Origin of the sequence: Bacillus cereus, assembly GCF_007678085.1 — a bacterium.
GTDB lineage: Bacteria > Bacillota > Bacilli > Bacillales > Bacillaceae_G > Bacillus_A > Bacillus_A cereus_BE.
Window position 1 is genome coordinate 24,071 of sequence record NZ_VEDW01000011.1, and the last position, 24,352, is coordinate 48,422.

Consider the following 24,352-nt stretch of genomic DNA (forward strand, 5'->3'; position numbering starts at 1 on the left):
AATTCGGCGTGCATAGAAGAACTAATGTGTAAAATACTATGTCTAACAGTTGGTGATTTTTACATGAACAGGTAAATTCACCACTTTGATCATCAGTAGAAAGTGAGGCAGCATTAGAATGAAAGCAACTGGAATCGTACGTCGAATTGATGATTTAGGTAGGGTAGTAATCCCGAAGGAAATTCGTAGAACTTTACGTATTCGAGAAGGTGACCCGCTAGAAATATTTGTTGATCGCGATGGAGAAGTAATTCTAAAGAAATACTCTCCAATTAGCGAATTAGGTGATTTTGCAAAAGAATATGCAGATGCTTTATATGATAGTTTAGGACATAATGTGCTTGTATGCGATCGAGATTCCATTATCGCGGTATCAGGCGTATCCAAAAAAGAATACTTAAACAAAAGCGTTGGCGATCTAATTGAAAAAACGATGGAAGAAAGAAAGTCTGTTATTATGACGGACGAAAGTGATATTTCCATTATTGATGGTGTAACAGAAAAGGTTCATTCTTATACAGTTGGGCCGATTGTTGCAAATGGAGACCCAATCGGGGCTGTCATTATTTTTTCAAAAGAAGCAATTATAAGCGAAATTGAGCATAAAGCGGTCAATACTGCTGCAAGTTTCTTAGCGAAACAAATGGAACAGTAAGGGTGCATAATTTTAGAAGTAGCAATCTTTCCTAATTATGATATTTCTTCTTGAGAAATCAATTATTTGGAGATATATGTATATTGAAAAAAGGTAGCGCTTTGCTACCTTTTTTCGTTGAACATTTCTAGCATGGCACGAACGTATTATTACTCGTGTAGGTAAGGAAGCTTGTTCTTTTCTTTATGATATAATACGAGGGGTGAGAATAGAAAAAGGAGTTTTCTTGTATGGAATCGAAGAAGTATCAAGCCTTTTGGCGTGGGGCTATTATATTAACAATCGCAAGTTTTGTTACAAAGGTATTAAGCGCTTTTTACCGTATTCCATATCAAAATATAGCGGGTGATATTGGTTTTTATATTTACCAACAAATTTATCCGTTTTATGGATTTTGTTTAATTTTAGCTACTTATGGGTTCCCCATTATAATTTCAAAAATGGTTGCGGAACGATTAGAGCGAGGGAAACAAAAAGAAGCGGAAGAAATTATTTGTGTATCTTTTTGGTTTTTATTAGGGATTGGTTTCATAGGCTTTTTTACATTGTTCTTTGGTGCCGAAGCAATTGCGACAGCCATGGGCGATATACATTTAAATAAGCTATTACGTGTTATTTCCTTTTCGTTCATATTGATGCCGTTTTTATCTGTAGCAAGAGGGTATTTTCAAGGGTTCAATAATATGATGCCAACAGCTGTTTCGCAAGTGATAGAACAAACGATTCGTGTTTCGATTATTGTATTTTTATCTCTATTCCTAATTGCTCATGAGTTTGATCTATATACAGTCGGTGCAGGTGCTATGTTAGGTTCAATCGCAGGCGGACTGATTGGGATTATCGTACTTGTAATTTATATGCGTCATGACTTTCGTTCTATATTCTTCAAAAGTGTAAAGAGAATTAAGGGGAAAAAGAGAATCATTAAAATTCTGTTTTGGCAGGGTTTGGCGATTTGTGTTAGTAACTTAGTGCTTATTTTTATACAAATGGCTGATTCTGTTTCCTTCTATTCTTTACTTATTGGGGCAGGAGAGCCAGCTGAAAGTGCAAAGGTATTAAAAGGTGTGTATGACAGAAGTATCCCGCTTATGCAATTAGGGACTGTCGTGACAACTTCTTTTTCGTTGTCGCTTATTCCAATCATTACAGCGGCGAAGGAAAGAGGAGATCTTTCCTTTATTCGAGAAAAGGTAAAGTTAGCAATGAAAATAACATTTGTTATTGGATTTGCAGCGGCCATTGGATTAACTTGTATTATTCAGCCTACGAATATTATGTTGTTTGAAAATAGTGATGGGTCAGATGTTTTATCCATTTTATCTTTAGCTATTTTATTTAGTTCATTGTCGATTACAACTGCTTCTATTTTGCAAGGGTTAGGACAAACATTAAAACCAGCAATATTCGTTATATTTGGGAGTTGTTTAAAGTTAGCTTTAAATTATATATTAATGCCGTATTTTGGTGTGAAGGGAGCTGCAATCGCAACACTAGTTGCGTTAATTGTAATTTCTGTGTTAAATAGTACATTACTTATGCGAGCTGTATCGGAATCGTTAATCGATAAACGTAATATGTTAGGTGTAGTTATTAGTGGTATCGGTATGGGATTTGTATTAATAATGTTTATGCGTGTGATGCAAATGTCTGGATTAGTAATTGATACGGAACATAGAGGAATCGCGACAATTGAGGCGTTGTTAGGTGTAGCTATCGGCGGATTGGCATATATGTTTTTAATTTTAAAATTACGTGTATTTACAAAAGCGGAAATAGGAACCGTGATGAAAAAAGAGAAAAAAGAAGGTTCATTGAAGAAGAGTGGATAGAGGTGGCAGGTTGTGAGTGGAATCATTACTATTTTAGGATTAGGTGCTGGTGAATTAGATCAGTTAACGATGGGTGTATATCGAAAAATAAAAGAAGCAGATCACATGTTTGTTAGAACGAAGGAACATCCCGTTATAGAAGAATTGGAGAAAGAAGGTATACAATATACAGCCTTTGACAGTGTATATGAAGCACATGATACATTTGACATTGTATATGAAACAATTGCGAATACATTACTAGAACAAGCTGAAGGCGCAGAAATCATCTATGCCGTTCCAGGGCATCCGCTTGTGGCGGAAAGAACGGTTCAGCTATTGTTGGAAAAAGGCGAAGTAGCGAATGTTGAAGTACGCATTGAAGGTGGACAAAGTTTCCTTGATCCGATGTTTGCAAGTTTAAAGATTGATCCGATTGAAGGATTCCAATTAATTGATGCCACATCATTTGAAAGAGGACAATTAGAATTACGTCAACATTTAATCTTTTGCCAAGTATATGACGCATTCGTTGCATCTGATGTGAAATTAACATTAATGGAGATGCTGCCAGATGATTATGAAGTATATATCGTAACAGCTGCAGGGACTTCATTTGAACAAGTTAAAAAGGTGCCGTTGTACATGTTAGATCATGAAACGGAGTTGAATAATTTAACGAGTGTATATGTACCACCAGTTCAGGAACGTGCGTCCTTGTATCAACAATTTGATGTGCTTAGAGAAATTATTGCAGACCTTCGTGGACCGAATGGTTGTCCGTGGGATAAAAAGCAAACACATCAATCTTTAAAGAAGTATTTAATTGAGGAAGCTTATGAAGTGTTGGAAGCGATTGATGAAGAGGACGATGATCACTTAGTAGAAGAACTGGGTGATGTATTATTACAAGTTATGCTGCATGCTCAAATCGGGGAGGATGAAGGTTGGTTCTCTATAGATGATATTATTCGAACTTTATCTGAGAAAATGGTTCGTCGCCATCCGCATGTATTTGGGAATACAGATGTAAATAGTGCCGATGAAGTACTTGCCAATTGGGAAGAAATTAAAAAACAAGAAAAAGGATTCGTGAAAGAATCTGTTTTAAATGGAGTTCCAAAAAGTTTGCCACAGTTACTACGCGCTTATGAAATTCAGAAAAAAGCTGGCAAGGTTGGTTTTGATTGGGTTGATGTACAACCGATGATAGAGAAAGCTTTAGAAGAATGGCAAGAGTTCCAACAAGAAGTTACAAACATGGATGAGGCGAAGATGTTAGGTGAATTCGGCGATTTACTATTTGCGTTTGTTAATATAGCCCGTCATTATAAAATAGATCCAGAAGCGGCGTTACATTCAACGAATGAGAAATTCGTTGGTCGTTTCTTATACATGGAAGCAAAGGTAGCTGAAATGAATAAAGAGATGCAAGATTTATCATTAGAGCAGTTGGATGTTTTATGGGAAGAGGCAAAACAAACAGAGCGTTAATAGGGGGATTTGATATGCGTTTAGATAAGTTTTTAAAAGTATCACGTTTAATTAAAAGAAGAACATTAGCGAAAGAAGTAGCTGATCAAGGAAGAATATCAATTAATGGTCAAGTGGCAAAAGCGAGTTCGGATGTGAAAGTAGCTGATGAATTAACAATTCGTTTTGGTCAAAAAATAGTAACTGTAAAAATAAACGAATTGAAAGAAACGACTAAAAAAGAAGATGCAGCAAATATGTATAGCTTAGTTCGTGAAGAAAAAGTAAAGGCTGAAGAAGGCTTGTTCTAAAATCAATTATCCCTTCATACATTACTATTAGCTAGTATAAATGTATGGGGGGATTTACGTGAATAATGGTTACTCACCTATGTCTTCTAATCAACAAAATGTTTCGGTAGAGCATGATATTATTATGCGTGGCAGGCGTGTAATTGATATTACCGGTGTAAAGCAGGTAGAGAGTTTTGATAGCGAAGAGTTTTTGCTTGAGACTGTAATGGGCTTTTTAACAATTCGTGGTCAAAATTTGCAAATGAAAAATTTAGATGTAGAAAAAGGTGTTGTATCGATTAAAGGGAAAGTTCATGAGATGCTGTATATTGATGAGAATCAAGGGGAGAAAACTAAAGGTTTCTTTAGTAAGTTGTTTAAATGAGCCTAACAATCCAGTTGTATACGATGCTCTCAATGATTGGAATGGGTGCTTGGATTGGAGCGTCTTTAGATACATACCAACGATTTTTAAATCGTCAAGAACGTAAACGTTGGCTTGTATTTATACATGATATACTATTTTGGATTGTCCAAGCATTATTCGTTTTTTATGTATTACTTCTTGTAAATGAAGCTGAACTACGTATATATGTATTTTTGGCATTATTATGTGGTTTTGCGGCATATCAAAGCTTGTTGAAAGCACTATACATGAAACTGTTAAATTTTCTCATCTATATTTTTATGCAAACAACGCATTTTTTTGTTCAAATTATAAAGCTACTCATGATAAAACCTGTTATTATTATAGCGCAGCTATTTATTGCATTTATATTATTCTTATTTCGTATACTGCTTTCAATTGGACATGTGTTATGGAAAATGGTGATTTGGATATTACTTTTCATATGGAAAGTTTTTTTCTGGCCTGTTCGATTTATTGCTTCGCTCATATGGAAACTTCTCCCTAATCGTGTTAAACTTTTTATAATGAAACATGTAGGGTTCCTGCAATATATAGCAAAATTGAAGGGACACATCTTCCAATTATGGGAGCGTATAAAAAAGAAGTTAGGGGGACCTCGGAAATGAGGGAACTGAGACAAAGAACAATCGAAAAACAGAGTCCAAATCCTGTTAAAGAGCATATAATACAAACGGATGAGAACAGGAAGCGACTTTATCGCCGTTTAGCGGTTTTTCTTGTCTTTGCTTTTACAATTATTGCGAGTATTAGTGTAACGTTTTATCAACAAAACAGTTCCATTAGAGCAAAAGAAGCAAAAGTTAAGGACATGAAAAAAGAACTGGATTCATTAACGAATAAAGAAAAGAGTCTAAAAGACGAAGTTCAAAAGTTAAATGATGAAGAGTACGTATTAAAGATTGCTAGAAGGGATTATTTCTTCTCTGGAAAAGGGGAGATAATTTTTCCTGTTTCTAAGTAGAGTATGTCTTATTGACACTATATTTTAGGATTATATATAATAAAGTAAAATTTGACTTTTTAACCACTAAGGAGGAGCATTTTTTTTATGTCAATCGAGGTAGGCAGCAAGTTACAGGGTAAAGTAACAGGTATTACAAATTTTGGGGCTTTTGTGGAGCTGCCAGAAGGCTTAACGGGTCTAGTTCATATTAGTGAAGTTGCTGATAATTATGTGAAAGATATTAACGATCACTTAAAAGTGGGCGACCAAGTAGAAGTAAAAGTTATTAACGTTGAAAAAGATGGTAAGATCGGTCTATCTATTAAAAAAGCGAAAGAGCGTGAAAAAACAGAAGGAGATCGTCCACGTGGTGAATACCAACGCGGTGGCGGTGGCGATCAACAACGTTCTGGACGTCCACAACGTAATCGTTCTTTCAACAGAGATAACCGTGGCGGCGGTAACGAACGAGCTCCAAAAGAAACATTCGAGCAAAAGATGGCACGTTTCTTAAAGGACAGTGAAGATCGTTTGACTTCTTTAAAGCGTAACACAGAATCTAAACGTGGTGGCCGTGGCGCACGTCGCGGATAATAAGAACGTTTAATTCTTAGCATATAGAGAGGTACCCAGGGCGATTGCTCGGGGTGCTTTTTTATATGTGAAAATATATTTTAAAAAAAGTTTTCAAGATGTGTTGACTTTAAATTATATCTGAGGTAAGATACTAATTGTCCGTTAAATAAGACGACATGGCGGTGTAGCTCAGCTGGCTAGAGCGTACGGTTCATACCCGTGAGGTCGGGGGTTCGATCCCCTCCGCCGCTATATTTAATTTAACGGCCCGTTGGTCAAGTGGTTAAGACACCGCCCTTTCACGGCGGTAACACGGGTTCGAATCCCGTACGGGTCATCCTAAAAAGATCATGCAAATTTGCATGATCTTTTTTTGTTAAATAAATTAAGACATACAACACTTCTACAAAATCACCCTGTTTTTTCTGAATGTTCGATTAAAATATTCAGAAAAAATTACATACCATGTATATATGTAGAGTTATTTCGAATAAAAAGTCGAACGATTATAAAAGTGAAAACTGTTGTTTTGACAAAAATCCCAAGAATCATCTTTTATAATGACAGTAATTAAACTATGCAGGTGGTGTTAAAAATATGCCTAAAGCAGGAAGGAATACTATGAATACAAGTGCATTGGCAATGAATGAGAGTCAGCTTGGAGCAGTAAAGTGGACGAGTAAGTTGCGAATGAAGTTTGAACAAGTTTTCTTTAGATGGGGATTTATTATTGTTGTTATTGGTTTTCTTTTGGGACGAGCATATATATTAACAAACATTTTACCGTTTGCACTGCCGTTTTTTGCTGCTGTTTATGTTATGAAGCGGGATAAAATGCCGCTCGCGTTCTTGGCTCTAATGGGGGGCGCACTTTCAGTTTCGATAGATAATTTATTCTTTACCTTTGCATCTATTTTTACTTTCTTCATTTATAATATCTTCTTTAGTCGGTTTACACGTAAAACTGTCGGACTTGTTCCATTCCAAGTATTTATCTCCGCATTAACCGCACATTTAGTTGTTGTATATTTTGCACAACAAACTGTTACCATGTACGATTTACTCGTTAGTACGATTGAGGCAGGACTTAGCTTCGTATTAACTATGATATTTTTACAAAGTGTTCCGCTTTTAGTCGAACGAAAAGGTAAACAACAAGCGCTAGAGACAGAAGAAATTGTTTGTTTAATTATATTACTAGCATCTGTTTTAACAGGTACAACAGATTGGTTTGTATATGACGCTTCTATTCAACATATTTTTACTAGGTATTTAGTGCTCGTGTTTGCATTTATCGCGGGGGCTGCTACAGGATCTACAGTGGGGGTCGTCACTGGACTAATATTAAGTTTGGCAAATGTTTCCAGTTTGTCTCAACTTAGTCTGCTTGCTTTTTCTGGGTTGCTTGGTGGTTTGTTAAAAGAAGGGAAGCGTTTAGGTGTTAGTTTAGGTTTATTAATTGGGACGAGCTTGATTACGCTGTATGTAGACAAGCAAACAAACATTGTGACAACTTTAATTGAATCTGGTGTGGCGATTGCTTTCTTCTTATTAACACCGAAACTTGTTATGGATCGCATTGCTAAGTTCATGCCAGGCACACAGGAACATTCGCAGGATCAACAACAGTATTTAAGAAGGATGCGTGATGTTACAGCGAATAAAATTAATCAATTTGCTAATGTATTTGCTGCTTTATCTAATAGCTTTTCTGTATATGGGTATGTGGAGGAGGAAGATAAAGAGACAGAGGCAGATTTGTTCTTAAGTACAATTACTGCAAAAACATGTCAAACATGCTTTAAAAAGGATCAATGCTGGGTAGTTAATTTCGATAAAACGTACGATTATATGAAACAAATAATGAGTGAAACGGAAGAGGGGACGTTGCAGCATAATCGGAAGTTAGTTCGTGAATGGGACAAGCATTGTGTAAGAGGGAAGAAAGTGACGGATTTAGTAGCGGGTGAATTAGATCACTTCTATGAGGGGCAAAAATTACGAAAACAAATGAAAGAAAATCGTAGAATAGTAGCAGAGCAACTATTAGGCGTATCAAAAGTTATGGAGGATTTTGCTAAAGAGATCCAAAGAGAACGAGAAAATCATCAAGTGCAAGAAGAGCAGATTCTGCAAGCGTTTCGTGATTTTGGTGTAGAAGTAGAACATGTTGATATATATTGTTTAGATAGAGGAAGTATTGATATTGAAATGTTGATTCCAGTTGCATCTAATGAACATGGAGAATGTGAAAAGTTAGTTGCGCCGATGCTTTCTGATATTTTAAAGGAAAATATAGTTGTTAAACATGAAGAAAAATCTTCTTATCCGAACGGCCACAGCTTAATATCATTTGGTTCAGCAAAAACGTATTCTCTTGATACGGGCTTGGCTACAGCTGCAAAAGGCGGTGGGTTTGTTTCGGGTGATTCCTATGCGATGATGGATTTAAGTGTTGGTAAATATGCGCTTGCAATTAGTGATGGTATGGGAAATGGGCAAAGGGCTCATATGGAGAGTAAAGAAACGGTAAAATTATTACAAAAGATACTTCAATCAGGCATTGATGAGGAAATAGCGATTAAATCTATCAATTCTATTCTTTCTTTAAGAACAACAGAAGAGATGTTTACGACGTTAGATTTAGCTATGGTAGATTTGCGGGATGCGAGTGCAAAATTTTTAAAGATTGGATCGACGCCGAGTTTCGTTAAACGCGCGAATAATATTTTGAAAATTGAGGCAAGTAATTTGCCGATGGGGATTATTGAGGATGTTGAAGTCGATGTAGTGGGTGAACAATTAAAAACGGGCGATATTCTTATTATGATGAGTGATGGGATTTTTGAGGGAGCGCAACATGTGGAGAATCATGAACTATGGATGAAACGAAAAATTAAAGAATTACAAACCGAAGATCCGCAAGAAATTGCTGATATTATTATGGAAGAGGTGATTCGCTCGAGTGATGGTTATATAAATGATGATATGACTATTGTTGTGGCGAAAGTGAAGAAAAATATGCCGAAGTGGGCTACGATTCCAATTGTAGGAATGCAGGCACAATAAACTTTAAGTTTGATGTTTCTTTCTAAAAACCTAGGTGGATGCCTAGGTTTTTTTGCTTTAAAAGGGAATGTTATTATTTTTGTGAATATGTACGGATGATGTAAGATAAAAATGTAATTTTTGTATATCTTTTTTTTGCACAATGTTTGTAAAAGTTGTACCATTATAAACAAGGTAACTAACGTTGCTGTTCTTGTTTAATGAAAGGTGATTACGAAGTTGAAAGATACATTTGTTGAAAAGGTAGATGACTTTGTAAAGCAGCATGATGTATTAAAGGAACGTTCAACAATTGTTGTAGGGGTTTCTGGTGGTCCTGACTCTTTGGCTCTTCTATATTATTTGTTAGAAAAAAGATCAGCAAAACAGTTTGAAATTGTAGTGGCACATGTGGATCATATGTTTAGAGGTGATGAATCTCATGAGGACCTACAGTTTGTGCAGGACCTTTGTAAGGGACTGGGAGTTATTTGCGAAACGATAAGGATTAATGTGTCGCAATATCAACAGCAATACGGGATGAATGCACAAGTTGCTGCTAGAGAATGCAGATATGCATTTTTGGAAAGAATAATGAAGAAATATGATGCGAGATATGTAGCTCTTGGACATCATGGTGATGACCAAGTAGAAACGATTTTAATGCGCCTTGTGCGAGGGAGTACTCCGAAAGGATATGCAGGCATTGCGGTGAAGCGTCCTTTTCATAATGGATATTTAATTAGGCCGTTACTTGGAGTAACGAAGGAAGAAATTGTTGATTACTGTAATGAGCTAAAAATAATTCCCCGTATAGATCCAAGTAATAAAAAGGAAGTATATACGAGGAATCGATTACGTAAATATGTCCTTCCGCATTTGAAAGAAGAAAATTCACAAGTGCATGAGAAATTCCAAAAATTTAGCATGCAGATGCAAGAGGATGAGGCGTATTTGCAGGAATTAGCTTTTGAGAAAATGAATAAAGTAATTACAAAAAAAAGTGATAAACAAATTAGCTTATCAATTCCTGCCTTTGAATCCATGTCTATGCCTTTACAAAGAAGAGGGATTCAACTAATATTAAACTATCTTTATGAATATAAGATTCCATCTTCTCTTTCCTCTATACATATTGACAAAGTGATTGAATTTTTTAAGCGGACACAACCTTCGGGTTCACTTGATTTCCCAGGTGATTTAAAAATTGTCCGCACATACGAGGAGTGTAGCTTTGGATTTAAACAAGAAATTGTTTCTCCTTTTTTGCAAGATTTATCAGTACCCGGGGCAATTACGCTATCGAACGGGGATAAGCTTGTAGCAGAGGTGAGCGAAGATATACCAAGTAACATGAATGAAACAGTATTTGTTGCTAAGTATAATGATATATCATATCCACTTCGTATTCGGTCTAGAGAAAATGGAGATCGCATGTCAATACAAGGTATGAATGGCACCAAAAAGATAAAAGCTATTTTTATCGAGGCAAAAGTACCAAGAGAAAAAAGAGAAGAATGGCCGGTCGTTTGTGATGCAAGTGGGAATATTATTTGGATACCCTTGTTGAAGCGATCTGCATTTGCTATCTCGAAAGAGACGGCAAAGAAGGATAAATATATGATTATTCACTACAAAAGCAAGGAGTCTTCCGGGAGGATAATGAAATGATGAATCAAGATATCGAAAAAGTATTAATTTCTGAAGAACAAATACAAGAAAAGGTGCTCGAATTAGGCGCAATTATTGCAGAGGATTATAAAAACACAGTACCTCTTGCAATCGGCGTATTAAAGGGTGCAATGCCATTCATGGCAGATTTATTAAAGAGAACAGATACATATCTTGAAATGGACTTTATGGCTGTATCTAGTTACGGTCACTCTACTGTTTCAACAGGCGAAGTGAAAATTTTAAAAGACCTTGATACTTCTGTAGAAGGTCGCGATATTTTAATCGTTGAAGATATTATTGATAGTGGTCTTACGCTAAGTTACTTAGTAGACCTATTTAAATATCGTAAAGCGAAATCTGTAAAAATTGTTACGTTATTAGATAAGCCAACAGGCCGTAAAGTAGATTTGAAAGCGGATTATGTTGGATTTACTGTACCGCATGAATTTGTTGTAGGGTATGGATTAGATTATAAAGAGCAGTACCGTAATCTTCCTTATGTAGGAGTATTAAAACCAAGCGTTTACTCAAATTAATTAAATACAGGCGTCACAATTGTATAGGAAAGTTTTTCTATGTTACGATTTACTATAGTGTTTATGCCGTGAGAGGAGGTTAGGAATGAATCGTATCTTCCGTAATACCATCTTTTATTTACTGATATTCCTAGTAGTAATTGGAATCGTGAGCTATTTTAATGGTTCGACACAAAAAACGACATCAGTTAGCTACGATAAATTCATTACTAAACTAGAAAAAGGTGAAGTGCGTAATGTGCAACTTCAACCGAAAAATGGTGTATTTGAGGTAAAAGGACAATTTAACAACTCTAGCCAAGGAGAACAATTTGTTACTTATGCACCAAATACTGAGGAATTACAAAAGAAAATTAATGACAAAGCGCAAGGTGCTGAAGTTAAGTATCAACCAGCAGAAGAAACAAGTGCTTGGGTAACATTCTTTACTTCTATCATTCCGTTTGTTATTATCTTCATTTTATTCTTCTTCTTATTAAACCAAGCTCAGGGCGGCGGTAGCCGTGTTATGAACTTCGGGAAAAGTAAGGCGAAGTTATATAATGACGAAAAGAAAAAAGTTCGTTTTAGAGATGTTGCTGGAGCGGATGAAGAGAAACAAGAGCTTGTTGAGGTAGTTGAATTCTTGAAAGATCCTCGTAAGTTCGCTGAAGTTGGTGCCCGTATTCCGAAGGGTGTTCTATTAGTAGGACCTCCAGGTACAGGTAAAACTTTACTAGCACGTGCCGTTGCAGGTGAGGCAGGCGTTCCGTTCTTCTCTATCAGTGGTTCTGATTTCGTAGAGATGTTCGTCGGTGTCGGTGCATCACGTGTACGTGATTTATTCGAAAATGCAAAGAAAAATGCTCCTTGTATCATTTTCATTGATGAAATTGATGCAGTAGGACGTCAACGTGGCGCAGGTCTTGGTGGTGGCCATGATGAGCGTGAGCAAACGTTGAACCAATTACTTGTTGAAATGGATGGATTCGGTGCAAACGAAGGTATTATTATCATCGCTGCGACAAACCGTCCTGATATTCTTGACCCAGCGTTATTACGTCCAGGTCGTTTTGACCGTCAAATTACAGTAGATCGTCCAGATGTAAATGGCCGTGAAGCTGTACTGAAAGTACATGCTCGTAATAAACCGCTTGATGAGAATATCAACTTAAGAGCAATCGCGACTCGTACGCCAGGGTTCTCTGGTGCCGATCTTGAAAACTTATTAAACGAAGCTGCTTTAGTAGCTGCACGTCAAGATAAGAAGAAAATTGATATGAGTGACATTGATGAAGCGACGGATCGTGTTATTGCAGGTCCGGCTAAGAAGAGTCGTGTTATCTCTGAAAAAGAACGTAATATCGTTGCTTTCCATGAAGCGGGCCACACTGTAATTGGTGTTGTTCTTGATGAAGCTGATGTCGTTCATAAAGTAACAATTGTCCCTCGTGGTCAAGCTGGTGGATATGCAGTAATGCTTCCGAAAGAAGATCGTTACTTCATGACAAAGCCAGAGTTACTTGATAAAATCACTGGTTTACTTGGTGGTCGAGTAGCTGAGGAGATTGTGTTTGGTGAAGTGAGCACAGGTGCTCACAACGACTTCCAACGTGCAACTGGCATTGCAAGACGTATGGTTACGGAATTCGGTATGAGTGATAAGCTTGGACCGATGCAATTTGGTAGCTCGCAAGGTGGTCAAGTGTTCTTAGGAAGAGACTTCCATTCAGAACAAAATTACAGTGATGCAATTGCACACGAAATTGATGTGGAAATGCAAACGATTATGAAAGAATGTTATGCTCGTGCAAAAGAAATTCTTACTGAAAATCGTGATAAACTAGATCTTATTGCGAAAACGTTACTTGAAGTAGAAACGTTAGATGCAGAGCAAATCAATCATTTATGTGATTATGGCAGATTGCCAGAACGTCCAACATCTTCAGCTGATGTGAAAGTAAACATCAACATGAAGAAGGACGATGAAGAATCAGAAGATAAGTAAGAGATGAAGGAGTGACGATGGTCACTCCTTTTTTTATTTGTGGAACGAAATGAAGTGGAAAAAGAATTTAAATAAATCTGGTATTAAAAATTGAAATAGAGCGTAATCTTTTTGTAAAATGATGAGGATAGAAAAGCTGATTATATAAGTATGTGTGATATGATGTTTTTATAAGTTTTATACATATTGCACAAATATAGATTAAATAAGATAAGTGGTGAGAATATGATTTTTGTATTGGATGTAGGGAACACAAATGCTGTGCTAGGCGTGTTTGAAGAGGGGGAACTTCGTCAACATTGGCGCATGGAAACAGATCGTCATAAGACAGAAGATGAATATGGAATGCTTGTAAAGCAGTTGCTTGAGCATGAAGGTCTTTCGTTTGAAGATGTAAAAGGTATTATCGTGTCTTCAGTCGTACCACCAATTATGTTTGCTTTAGAGCGCATGTGTGAAAAGTATTTTAAAATTAAACCGCTTGTAGTAGGTCCTGGAATAAAAACGGGGCTAAATATTAAATATGAAAATCCACGTGAAGTAGGCGCGGACCGAATTGTAAATGCGGTAGCAGGAATCCACTTATATGGAAGTCCGCTTATTATTGTCGATTTCGGTACGGCCACTACATATTGTTATATTAACGAAGAAAAGCATTATATGGGTGGAGTTATTACGCCGGGAATTATGATTTCAGCAGAGGCTTTATATAGTAGAGCAGCAAAACTTCCTCGTATTGAAATTACAAAACCAAGCAGTGTTGTTGGAAAGAATACGGTAAGTGCGATGCAGTCTGGTATTCTTTATGGTTATGTTGGACAAGTGGAAGGTATTGTTAAGCGTATGAAAGAGGAAGCTAAACAAGAACCGAAAGTTATTGCAACAGGTGGATTAGCGAAATTAATTTCAGAAGAATCGAATGTAATTGATGTTGTAGATCCATTTTTAACATTAAAAGGTTTGTATATGTTATACGAGCGTAATGCAAATTTACAGCATGAGAAAGGTGAATAAATAAGTATGAAAGATTATTTAGTAAAAGCGTTAGCGTTTGATGGAGAAGTGCGTGCATATAGTGTGCGTACTACAAACACAGTAAGTGAGGCGCAAAGACGTCATGATACATGGAGAACAGCTTCGGCGGCACTCGGTCGTTCTTTAACTGCAGGTACAATGATGGGCGCAATGTTAAAAGGTGATCAAAAGTTAACGATTAAGGTAGAAGGTAATGGCCCGATTGGTCCTATCTTAGTAGATGCTCATGCAAATGGGGATGTACGTGGTTATGTAACGAATCCGCATGTTGACTTTGAAGGGACGGAACAAGGGAAATTACGTGTATATCAAGCGGTAGGTACTGAAGGATTTGTAACAGTAATTAAAGATATTGGTATGCGTGAGCCGTTTGTTGGTCAATCTCCAATTGTTTCAGGAGAATTAGGAGAAGACTTCACGTATTATTTTGCAGTTTCTGAGCAGACACCTTCTTCTGTAGGTGTTGGCGTTCTTGTAAATGGAGATGACAGCATATTAGCGGCAGGTGGATTTATCCTTCAAATTATGCCAGGTGCACAGGAAGAAACAATTTCATTCATTGAAGATCGTTTGCAGAAGATTCCTCCTGTATCAACGTTGATCGAACAAGGGCTTTCTCCAGAAGAGTTACTGTATGCAGTTCTTGGAGAAGATAAAGTAAAAGTGTTAGAAACGATGGATGTTCAATTTAATTGCACATGCTCACGCGAACGTATTGAGAGTGTGTTAATTAGTTTAGGTAAAACAGAGTTAGAGCAAGTTCGTGAAGAAGAAGAAGAGACAGAAGTTCATTGTCATTTCTGTAATGAGCGATACAAGTTCTCTAAAGAAGATATTACAAATTTAATTGAGAATTTGTAATTAGGAAATTAAGGGGATTCACCCTCTAAATAGATTGACAAATAGGGAATCTTCTGACAAAATCTAAATATAGATAAAACCAATAAAAATACTCGGTGTTAGGAGTGACAGGAATGCGAGTGGCACAATCAGTTTCAGAATTAATCGGGAAAACGCCGATCGTTAAGTTGAACCGCATCGTAGAATCAGACAGCGCAGATATATACTTAAAATTAGAATTTATGAATCCAGGGAGCAGCGTTAAAGATCGTATTGCATTAGCTATGATTGAAGATGCTGAAAAAAAAGGATTATTAAAAGAAGGCGATACAATCATTGAGCCAACAAGTGGTAACACAGGAATTGGTTTAGCGATGGTAGCGGCTGCTAAAGGATATAAGGCAATTTTAGTAATGCCAGAAACAATGAGTATTGAGCGTCGTAATTTATTACGTGCTTACGGTGCGGAATTAGTATTGACTCCAGGGCCTGAAGGAATGGGTGGAGCAATTCGTCAAGCGACTGAATTAGCAAAAGAGCATGGTTACTTTATACCACAACAGTTCAAAAACCAATCGAATCCAGAAATTCATCGTTTAACAACAGGGCCAGAAATTGTTGAACAAATGGGTGACCAATTAGATGCATTTATTGCGGGTATTGGTACAGGTGGAACGATTACTGGTGCTGGTGAAGTGCTGAAGGAAGCGTATAAAGATATTAAAATTTATGCAGTAGAACCTGCGGATTCACCAGTATTATCTGGTGGGAAACCGGGTCCACATAAAATCCAAGGAATTGGGGCGGGATTCATCCCAGAGACATTGGATGTAGAAGTATATGATGAAATTGTTCAAGTGAAAACAGAGCAAGCGTTTGAATATGCAAGAAGAGTGGCAAAAGAGGAAGGTATTTTAGTGGGTATCTCTTCTGGAGCGGTTATTTATGCGGCAACAGAAATCGCGAAAAAGTTAGGTAAAGGGAAAAAGGTACTTGTTATTATTCCAAGTAACGGTGAACGTTATTTAAGTACACCACTTTATCAATTTGAGTCATAATTATATGTGATTGAAAAAGCATCCTTGAAAAAGGATGCTTTTTCTTTTTGGATTGGAAATAGGAAAAGAGTGAATGACTAGAAAACTTCATGTAAAATAAGAGGTAGTATAATTAATTTATTTTCACTAGCCTTCTAGTATAACTACTCTTATACATAACGAATGTAGTTTGAAGTGGTTAATCTAAGAGGGTGGGATAAAAGAAGACGGGGTGTTGATATGCAACGAAGAAAATCTTTAGCGCTTTCTATTCCATATCAGTTAGATTTCTTTAAGCAATATAAATTTCTTTCTAAGGATAAACCGCAACATATTTTGTTAGAGAGTGGACGTGGCGGTCGTTATAACATTGTGGGGTTGAACCCGGTAGCGGTAATCCGAGGGAAGGGTGAAACGTTACATATAAGCGAAAGTGGTAAGGAAACAATAAAACAAGGAAATCCATTAGATTTAATGCAGGAATATATGGAGCGATGGAAAACAGACTATAATCCAGAGTATCCGCCGTTTCAAGGTGGTGCAATTGGTTACTTTAGTTATGATTGCATCCGTTATATTGAAAAACTCCCTTCCCTTGCGGAGGATGACATTAATATACCTGATATATTCTTTTTGTTATTTGATGATGTGTTTGTGTATGATCAAGAAGAAAAGGTATTGTGGATTATTACACATTATGTAGATAAGCATGAAGAGGCAAAAGAACGATTAAGTGAATGGAAGGTTCTGTGGGCAACAGAATCACCGGAAATTACTATACCGTTTGCATGCCCTGAAGAGAAAAGTGAAACAGTTGCTTTTACAGAAGAAAGCTTTATGAAGGCGGTTGAATGTATTCAAGAATATATTGGAGCTGGTGATGTGTTCCAAGTAAACTTGTCGACAAGACAAGAAAGAACGTTACAAACACATCCGCTAGAAATTTATACAAGTCTTCGTGAAATTAATCCATCTCCATATATGGGTTACTTGGAGCTTGGGGATTTTCAAATTGTTAGTGGATCGCCAGAGTTGTTAATTAAAAAACAAGGAACCGAAGTAAGTACAAGGCCAATTGCTGGAACGAGATCTAGAGGGACGAATGAACAAGAGGACGAAGAATTAGCAAGAGAATTAATTGAGAACGAAAAAGAAAGAGCAGAGCACGTCATGCTTGTGGATTTAGAACGAAATGATTTAGGGCGTGTTTGTAAATATGGCACTGTAGAAGTAGATGAATTTATGGTAATCGAGAAATACTCACATGTAATGCATATTGTTTCTAATGTGCGTGGTGAGGTGGATGAAGATAAAGATGCTTTTGATTTAGTGAAGGCTGTATTCCCTGGGGGAACAATTACTGGTGCCCCGAAAATACGTACGATGGAAATTATTGAAGAATTAGAACCTGTTCGCAGAGGGATTTATACAGGTTCAATCGGTTGGATCGGTTATTCTGGAGATACAGAATTGAATATTATAATTAGAACACTTCTTGCTAAAGATGGAAAAGCACATGTACAAGCAGGAGCGGGAATTGTAATTGATTCAAATCCGGAAAATGAATATAAAGAGTCGCTAAAAAAGGCGATTGCTTTATGGCGTGCAAAAGAACGTAGTGAAGAAACGGTTAGGTGAGAGAAATGATATTAATGATTGATAATTATGATTCTTTTACATTTAATTTAGTGCAGTTTCTTGGAGAACTTGGACAAGAGCTTGTTGTTAAACGTAACGATGAAGTGACTATTTCAGATATTGAGAATATGAAACCAGACTTTTTAATGATTTCGCCAGGTCCGTGTAGTCCGAATGAAGCGGGTATTAGTATGGAAGTTATTCGGTACTTTGCTGGAAAGATTCCAATCTTTGGGGTCTGTCTTGGGCATCAATCCATTGCACAAGTGTTTGGTGGAGAGGTTATTCGTGCAGAACGATTAATGCATGGAAAAACGTCACCTATGCATCATGACGGAAAGACGATTTTTTCGGATATTCCTAATCCGTTTACTGCGACGCGCTATCATTCCCTTATCGTTAAGAAAGAGACGTTACCCGATTGCTTAGAGGTAACATCGTGGACAGAAGAAGGGGAAATTATGGCGCTCCGTCATACAACATTACCGATTGAAGGTGTACAGTTCCATCCGGAGTCTATTATGACTTCTCATGGGAAAGAGTTGTTGCAGAATTTCATTCGTAAATACAGTCCAAGTGTGACATCGTGTTAATTTACGTAAATGGTGAGTATGTAGAAGCAAATGAAGCGAGAATTTCTCCTTATGACCATGGTTATTTATATGGTCTTGGAGTGTTTGAGACATTTCGTATTTATAATGGTCATCCTTTCTTGTTGGATGATCATTATGATCGTTTAATAGATGCGCTGAATACATTGCAAATTAAATGGACAATGACGAAAGATGAAGTATTGCTTATTTTGAAGAACCTACTCGTTAAGAATGAATTAGAGCATGCGTATGTCCGTTTTAATGTATCAGCGGGTATAGATGAAATTGGATTGCAAACGGAAATGTATGAAGAGCCGTCTGTTATTGTTTTTATAAAACCTTTAGCAGCCCCGGGAGATGTAGTGGAAAAAGAAGGGGTTGTTTTAAAGCAAGTGAGAAATACACCAGAGGGTGCGTCTCGCTTGAAGTCTCATCATTATTTAAATAACATTTTAGGGAAACGTGAAGTTGGAAATGTTGTGAATAAGGAAGGTATTTTCCTTACTGAAACAGGTTATGTTGCAGAGGGTATTGTTTCGAATCTCTTTTTCGTAAAAGGTGATATTTTATATACACCTTCGTTAAAAACGGGGATTTTAAATGGTATCACTCGTGCGTTTATTATAAAGGTTGCTGAAGAGTTAGGTATAGAAGTAAAGGAAGGCTTCTTTACAAAAGATGAATTGCTTTCAGCTGATGAAGTCTTTGTAACAAATTCGATTCAAGAAATTGTTCCACTTTATCGGATAGAGGGACGAGATTTCCCGGGTAAAGTGGGTATGGTTACAAAAAGATTTATGAGTCTTTATGACATGCAGAGAGAGAAATTGTGGAGCAGAAATGAATTGCGAAGAGGAGATGTGTAGTTTGAAGTGGGATTATGATTTGCGCTGCGGCGAATATACATTGAACTTAAATGAAAAAACATTAATTATGGGGATTTTAAATGTAACACCAGATTCGTTTTCTGATGGTGGGAGTTACAACGAGGTAGAGGCTGCGGTGCACCATGCGAAAAAAATGAGAGATGAAGGTGCTCATATTATTGATATCGGCGGTGAATCTACTCGTCCGGGTTTTGCTAAAGTATCAGTAGAAGAAGAAATCAAGCGAGTTGTTCCAATGATTCAGGCAGTTTCAAAAGAAGTAAAATTGCCTATTTCTATCGATACGTATAAAGCTGAAGTTGCAAAACAAGCAATCGAAGCGGGTGCTCATATTATTAATGATGTTTGGGGAGCGAAGGCGGAACCGAAAATCGCTGAAGTTGCAGCTCATTACAATGTACCTATTATTTTAATGCATAATCGCGATAACATGAATTACCGTAATTTAATGGCGGATATGGTTGCTGATTTATACGACAGTATTAAAATTGCTAAAGATGCTGGTGTAAGAGATGAGAATATCATTTTAGACCCAGGCATCGGCTTTGCTAAAACACCTGAACAAAATTTAGAAGCGATGCGTAATTTAGAACAGTTAAACGTATTAGGTTACCCAGTGCTGTTAGGTACTTCAAGAAAGTCCTTTATTGGGCATGTGTTAGATTTACCGGTAGAGGAACGTCTTGAGGGAACGGGAGCTACCGTTTGTCTCGGTATTGAAAAGGGCTGTGAGTTTGTTCGTGTTCATGATGTAAAGGAAATGGCGCGTATGGCTAAGATGATGGACGCGATGATTGGTAAGGGGGTAAAGTAATTGGATAAAATCTATGTTCATGATATGGAGTTTTACGGTTATCATGGTGTATTCCCAGAGGAAAATAAATTGGGCCAGAGATTTAAAGTGGACTTAACGGTGGAATTGGATTTGAAGCAGGCGGGAGAAAGTGATGACTTAGAGCATTCTGTCAATTATGGAGAGCTTTTCGAATTATGTAGAAAAGTTGTTGAAGATAGAACGTATAAGCTTGTAGAGAGTATCGCTGAAAATATTGCTGCAGATATATTGAAACAATATGAGAGTATTTTCCGTTGTACAATTAAAGTAATTAAACCAGATCCGCCGATACCTGGGCATTATCGTGCTGTAGCAGTGGAAATTACGAGAGAACGTCCATGAATAATATAGCTTACATTGCATTAGGCTCAAATATCGGAGAACGTCATACGTATTTAACTGAAGCGATTCAGTTTCTAAATAAAAATCCTTATATCCAAGTTGAGGATGTTTCGTCTGTATATGAAACGGAACCAGTTGGTTATACTGACCAAAGTTGCTTTTTAAATTTAGTTGTAAAAATTTCTACCAATTTATCACCGCAAGAGTTATTGAAAGTTACGCAAAGAGTAGAGAATGCTTTAGGAAGAAAAAGGGAAATTAGGTGGGGTCCGAGGACCATCGACCTTGACATTTTGCTATATAATCAAGAAAATATTGAAGCAGAGAATCTTATTGTTCCGCATCCGCGGATGTTCGAAAGAGCTTTTGTTATCGTTCCGTTGTTAGAGATTAATCAAGATATTAAACAAAACATTTCACGTTCACAAGTAGAAGAAATGAAAAGGCGAGAGGGAGTAACGGTATGGAAGCAGAAAAATGGGGAAGACGCATTCGTGCTTTTCGAAAGCTAAAAGGCTATACGCAAGAAGGTTTTGCTAAAGAGTTAGGGGTATCTGTATCTGTTTTAGGTGAAGTTGAGAGAGGGAATCGATCGCCTTCCCAAGATTTTGTAGTGGAAGTTGCTAAGGCATTAAAGGTTTCGGTGGAGGAATTAATGCCAAAGTGACTATGAAGGAAGGAGTAAGTCGAGTGTTAAAGATCGCAAATATTGAGATGAAAAACCCGGTTGTATTAGCACCGATGGCGGGAGTGTGTAATTCTGCATTCCGTTTGACAGTAAAAGAGTTTGGTGCAGGCCTAGTTTGTGCTGAAATGGTAAGTGATAAAGCGATATTACTTAATAACAAAAGAACATTAGATATGTTATATATTGATGAAAGAGAAAAGCCATTAAGTTTACAAATTTTCGGTGGAGAGAAAGAAACTCTTGTAGATGCTGCGAAATACGTAGATAAATATACGACAGCAGACATTATTGATATTAATATGGGTTGCCCAGTACCAAAAATCATTAAGTGTGATGCGGGAGCAAAGTGGCTTTTAGACCCGAATAAAATATATGAAATGGTAGCAGCAGTTGTAGATGCTGTTGAAAAGCCAGTTACAGTTAAGATGCGTATTGGTTGGGATGCAGATCATATTTTCGCAATTGAGAATGCGAAAGCTGTTGAGCGTGCTGGTGGACAAGCGGTAGCAGTTCATGGGCGTACCCGAGTACAAATGTATGAAGGGAAAGCGGATTGGGATATTATTAAACAAGTAAAGCAAGCTGTAAACATCCCAGTTATCGGAAATGGTGATGTCGAAACGCCACAAGATGCAAAGCGAATGCTTGATGAAATTGGTGTAGATGGTGTTATGATTGGTCGCGCTGCCCTTGGGGACCCATGGATGATTTATCGTACGGTAAAGTATTTAGAGACAGGTGAATTAATGCCGGAACCGACAGTGCGTGAGAAAATTGACGTATGTATGTTGCATCTAGATCGTCTTATCGATTTAAAGAACGAAACTGTTGCTGTAAGAGAGATGAGAAAGCATGCAGCTTGGTATTTAAAGGGTGTTCGAGGTAATGCAACTGTACGCAATGGTATCAATGCTTGTAATACGCGTGAAGACCTTGCGAATGTATTAGGTGCATTTGTAGAAGAAGTAGAAGCGAAACAACAGACAATTCACGTTGGGTAATAATAGATAGGGAAGATTGACATTCTTCTATACACTTCCTATAATTACGTGAAAGAAAGAAGAACTGCCAGTTAGTTGCTGGCAGTTTTTCTAGTTGAGTAGAAAATGCTATACTGTATATATTGTAAAAATTAATAGAGCTGGAGTGATATCAATACCATGGATAACATGAACCACGAAGAATTAAACGACCAATTGCTTGTTCGTCGTGAAAAGCTACATAACTTACGTGAGCAAGGAATCGATCCGTTCGGTAAACGGTTTGAACGTACAAATGCAACAAATGACTTATTAAGCTTATATGGAGAGTTCTCTAAAGAAGAATTAGAAGAGAAAGAAATCTCTGTTTCTATCGCTGGTCGTATTATGACAAAGCGCGGTAAAGGAAAAGCTGGATTTGCACATATTCAAGATTTACATGGACAAGTTCAAATCTATGTTCGTAAAGATGCTGTTGGAGATGAAGAGTACGAATTATTTAAAACAGCAGATTTAGGTGACTTAGTAGGTATTGAAGGTAAAGTGTTCAAAACTAACGTTGGAGAACTTTCAGTGAAAGCAACGGGCTTTACGCTATTAACGAAGTCTCTTCGTCCATTACCGGATAAATATCATGGATTAAAAGATGTTGAACAACGCTACCGTCAACGTTACTTAGATTTAATCACAAGTATGGAAAGCCGTGAAACATTCGTTACTCGTAGTAAGATCATTCGTGAAATGAGAAGATACTTAGATGACAACGGTTATCTTGAAGTGGAAACACCTATGATGCATGCAATTGCAGGTGGAGCTTCTGCGCGTCCTTTCATTACGCATCATAATGCATTAGATATGGAATTATATATGCGTATCGCAATTGAACTTCATTTAAAACGCCTTATCGTGGGTGGATTAGAAAAAGTTTATGAAATTGGTCGTGTATTCCGTAATGAGGGTGTATCAACTCGTCATAACCCTGAGTTTACAATGATTGAATTATATGAAGCGTATGCTGATTATAAAGATATTATGAAACTAACAGAAAATATGGTTGCTCATATTGCGAAGCAAGTATTAGGTACAACAACAATCCAATATGGTGATTATGAAATTAATCTAGAACCAGAATGGACACGTCTTCATATGGTAGATGCAATTAAGGAGCATTCTGGAGCAGACTTCTGGAATCCGATGAGTGTAGAAGAAGCGCGTGAACTTGCAAAAGAACATAATGTAGATATTAAGGATACAATGGAAGTTGGTCATATTATAAATGAATTCTTCGAACAAAAAGTAGAAGATAAATTAATCCAACCAACATTTATTTACGGTCATCCGGTAGAGATTTCGCCACTTGCGAAAAAGAATGACGAAGATCCGCGATTCACAGATCGTTTCGAATTATTTATCGTTGCACGTGAACATGCAAATGCATTCACTGAGCTAAATGATCCGATTGATCAAAAAGAACGTTTTGAAGCGCAACTGAAAGAGCGCGAGCAAGGTAATGATGAAGCTCACATGATGGATGATGATTATATTGAAGCTCTTGAGTACGGTATGCCTCCTACAGGTGGACTGGGAATTGGTATTGATCGTCTCGTTATGTTATTAACGAATGCACCGTCTATTCGTGATGTGTTATTATTCCCTGCTATGCGTCATAAACAAGACTAAGCTTTGGAGATTTCTCCAAAGCTTTTTTATTTGAGTATGAGCTATGTGGGGATAGTAGCTCATGATGGTGTGAGAAATTATATTTATATAGAAGAAATGTACTGTTTTTATACTTTTTTACTAAGTTAAAAATTTTATTAGAAAAACTATTGCATTTTAATAATCAAACTGGTATATTTATATTCGTTGCCACGAAAGGTAACAAGCGAAACAAACGAAAAACAACTTATTGAAAAAAGTTGTTGACGAAAATATAACGAAATGTTATATTAATAAAGTCGCTTCTGAGCGACAGACAAGTTCTTTGAAAACTGAACGAAACAAACAACGTGAAACGTCAATTTTTATTTTTAGATGCTAGACAAACTAAC

Annotated in this window: 24 protein-coding genes and 2 tRNA genes; all 26 read left to right on the forward strand. The window is 37.0% G+C overall.

Going from position 1 to position 24,352, the window contains the following annotated elements; all coding sequences use genetic code 11:
• Nucleotides 1-118 precede the first annotated feature (118 nt).
• The 26 genes from spoVT (at nucleotide 119) to lysS (ending at nucleotide 23,981) form a co-directional block, all read left to right on the forward strand.
• Complete coding sequence (gene spoVT, locus FS742_RS26540) at nucleotides 119-655, forward strand: stage V sporulation protein T (protein WP_000648302.1); 537 nt, start codon at nucleotides 119-121, stop codon at nucleotides 653-655.
• 230 nt (nucleotides 656-885) lie between these two features.
• On the forward strand, nucleotides 886-2,487 hold the full coding sequence (locus tag FS742_RS26545; RefSeq protein ID WP_144616346.1) for a putative polysaccharide biosynthesis protein: 1,602 nt from the start codon (nucleotides 886-888) through the stop codon (nucleotides 2,485-2,487).
• A 12-nt stretch (nucleotides 2,488-2,499) separates the two neighbouring features.
• Nucleotides 2,500-3,960 carry a bifunctional methyltransferase/pyrophosphohydrolase YabN gene (gene yabN, locus FS742_RS26550; RefSeq protein ID WP_144616348.1) on the forward strand — a complete coding sequence of 487 codons (1,461 nt, stop codon included), beginning with the start codon at nucleotides 2,500-2,502 and terminating at the stop codon, nucleotides 3,958-3,960.
• A 14-nt stretch (nucleotides 3,961-3,974) separates the two neighbouring features.
• Complete coding sequence (locus FS742_RS26555; protein ID WP_001234876.1) at nucleotides 3,975-4,250, forward strand: RNA-binding S4 domain-containing protein; 276 nt, start codon at nucleotides 3,975-3,977, stop codon at nucleotides 4,248-4,250.
• A gap of 58 nt (nucleotides 4,251-4,308) precedes the next feature.
• The gene (gene yabP, locus FS742_RS26560; RefSeq protein WP_001059101.1) at nucleotides 4,309-4,617 is read left to right on the forward strand and encodes a sporulation protein YabP; all 309 of its coding nucleotides are present in this window, start codon (nucleotides 4,309-4,311) and stop codon (nucleotides 4,615-4,617) included.
• On the forward strand, nucleotides 4,614-5,267 hold the full coding sequence (yabQ, locus tag FS742_RS26565) for a spore cortex biosynthesis protein YabQ (RefSeq protein ID WP_076542792.1): 654 nt from the start codon (nucleotides 4,614-4,616) through the stop codon (nucleotides 5,265-5,267). The genes yabP and yabQ overlap by 4 nt, the downstream gene beginning before the upstream one ends.
• Entirely contained in the window at nucleotides 5,264-5,623 is a 360-nt protein-coding gene (divIC, locus tag FS742_RS26570; RefSeq protein ID WP_001208737.1) for a cell division protein DivIC, read from the forward strand. The genes yabQ and divIC overlap by 4 nt, the downstream gene beginning before the upstream one ends.
• A gap of 87 nt (nucleotides 5,624-5,710) precedes the next feature.
• Nucleotides 5,711-6,199 carry a S1 domain-containing RNA-binding protein gene (locus FS742_RS26575; protein WP_000021454.1) on the forward strand — a complete coding sequence of 163 codons (489 nt, stop codon included), beginning with the start codon at nucleotides 5,711-5,713 and terminating at the stop codon, nucleotides 6,197-6,199.
• Between the two features lie 160 nt (nucleotides 6,200-6,359).
• Nucleotides 6,360-6,433: transfer RNA gene (locus tag FS742_RS26580), tRNA-Met, on the forward strand.
• 13 nt (nucleotides 6,434-6,446) lie between these two features.
• A tRNA-Glu gene (locus FS742_RS26585) sits at nucleotides 6,447-6,518 on the forward strand.
• 260 nt (nucleotides 6,519-6,778) lie between these two features.
• Nucleotides 6,779-9,250: a stage II sporulation protein E gene (spoIIE, locus tag FS742_RS26590; protein ID WP_144616350.1), complete on the forward strand. Its 2,472-nt coding sequence runs from the start codon at nucleotides 6,779-6,781 to the stop codon at nucleotides 9,248-9,250.
• A gap of 219 nt (nucleotides 9,251-9,469) precedes the next feature.
• Complete coding sequence (tilS, locus tag FS742_RS26595; RefSeq protein ID WP_144616352.1) at nucleotides 9,470-10,900, forward strand: tRNA lysidine(34) synthetase TilS; 1,431 nt, start codon at nucleotides 9,470-9,472, stop codon at nucleotides 10,898-10,900.
• On the forward strand, nucleotides 10,897-11,439 hold the full coding sequence (gene hpt, locus FS742_RS26600) for a hypoxanthine phosphoribosyltransferase (protein WP_000981838.1): 543 nt from the start codon (nucleotides 10,897-10,899) through the stop codon (nucleotides 11,437-11,439). The genes tilS and hpt overlap by 4 nt, the downstream gene beginning before the upstream one ends.
• Nucleotides 11,440-11,524: 85 nt before the next feature.
• Nucleotides 11,525-13,426: an ATP-dependent zinc metalloprotease FtsH gene (gene ftsH, locus FS742_RS26605; protein ID WP_060629188.1), complete on the forward strand. Its 1,902-nt coding sequence runs from the start codon at nucleotides 11,525-11,527 to the stop codon at nucleotides 13,424-13,426.
• Nucleotides 13,427-13,651: 225 nt separating this feature from the next.
• Nucleotides 13,652-14,440 (forward strand): type III pantothenate kinase, encoded by a 789-nt coding sequence (locus tag FS742_RS26610; protein WP_000578367.1) that lies wholly within the window; start codon nucleotides 13,652-13,654, stop codon nucleotides 14,438-14,440.
• 6 nt (nucleotides 14,441-14,446) lie between these two features.
• Nucleotides 14,447-15,322 carry a redox-regulated molecular chaperone HslO gene (hslO, locus tag FS742_RS26615; RefSeq protein WP_144616354.1) on the forward strand — a complete coding sequence of 292 codons (876 nt, stop codon included), beginning with the start codon at nucleotides 14,447-14,449 and terminating at the stop codon, nucleotides 15,320-15,322.
• A 113-nt stretch (nucleotides 15,323-15,435) separates the two neighbouring features.
• Nucleotides 15,436-16,359, forward strand: coding sequence for a cysteine synthase A (cysK, locus tag FS742_RS26620; protein WP_001261702.1), 924 nt, complete (start codon nucleotides 15,436-15,438; stop codon nucleotides 16,357-16,359).
• Between the two features lie 219 nt (nucleotides 16,360-16,578).
• A complete protein-coding gene (gene pabB / locus FS742_RS26625) occupies nucleotides 16,579-17,976 on the forward strand; it encodes an aminodeoxychorismate synthase component I (protein WP_144616356.1) in 1,398 nt (465 codons plus the stop codon).
• 5 nt (nucleotides 17,977-17,981) lie between these two features.
• A complete protein-coding gene (pabA, locus tag FS742_RS26630; protein ID WP_144616358.1) occupies nucleotides 17,982-18,569 on the forward strand; it encodes an aminodeoxychorismate/anthranilate synthase component II in 588 nt (195 codons plus the stop codon).
• Nucleotides 18,563-19,435 (forward strand): aminodeoxychorismate lyase, encoded by an 873-nt coding sequence (gene pabC, locus FS742_RS26635; protein WP_144616359.1) that lies wholly within the window; start codon nucleotides 18,563-18,565, stop codon nucleotides 19,433-19,435. The genes pabA and pabC overlap by 7 nt, the downstream gene beginning before the upstream one ends.
• A complete protein-coding gene (folP, locus tag FS742_RS26640) occupies nucleotides 19,410-20,270 on the forward strand; it encodes a dihydropteroate synthase (protein ID WP_144616361.1) in 861 nt (286 codons plus the stop codon). The genes pabC and folP overlap by 26 nt, the downstream gene beginning before the upstream one ends.
• A complete protein-coding gene (gene folB / locus FS742_RS26645; protein ID WP_000358076.1) occupies nucleotides 20,271-20,633 on the forward strand; it encodes a dihydroneopterin aldolase in 363 nt (120 codons plus the stop codon).
• Nucleotides 20,630-21,145 (forward strand): 2-amino-4-hydroxy-6-hydroxymethyldihydropteridine diphosphokinase, encoded by a 516-nt coding sequence (gene folK, locus FS742_RS26650; RefSeq protein WP_144616363.1) that lies wholly within the window; start codon nucleotides 20,630-20,632, stop codon nucleotides 21,143-21,145. Before folB ends, folK begins: the two co-directional genes overlap by 4 nt.
• Nucleotides 21,097-21,300 (forward strand): helix-turn-helix domain-containing protein, encoded by a 204-nt coding sequence (locus FS742_RS26655; protein ID WP_000387029.1) that lies wholly within the window; start codon nucleotides 21,097-21,099, stop codon nucleotides 21,298-21,300. Before folK ends, FS742_RS26655 begins: the two co-directional genes overlap by 49 nt.
• Nucleotides 21,301-21,323: 23 nt before the next feature.
• Complete coding sequence (gene dusB / locus FS742_RS26660; protein ID WP_144616365.1) at nucleotides 21,324-22,322, forward strand: tRNA dihydrouridine synthase DusB; 999 nt, start codon at nucleotides 21,324-21,326, stop codon at nucleotides 22,320-22,322.
• Between the two features lie 159 nt (nucleotides 22,323-22,481).
• Nucleotides 22,482-23,981: a lysine--tRNA ligase gene (gene lysS, locus FS742_RS26665; protein WP_048526409.1), complete on the forward strand. Its 1,500-nt coding sequence runs from the start codon at nucleotides 22,482-22,484 to the stop codon at nucleotides 23,979-23,981.
• Nucleotides 23,982-24,352 lie beyond the last annotated feature (371 nt).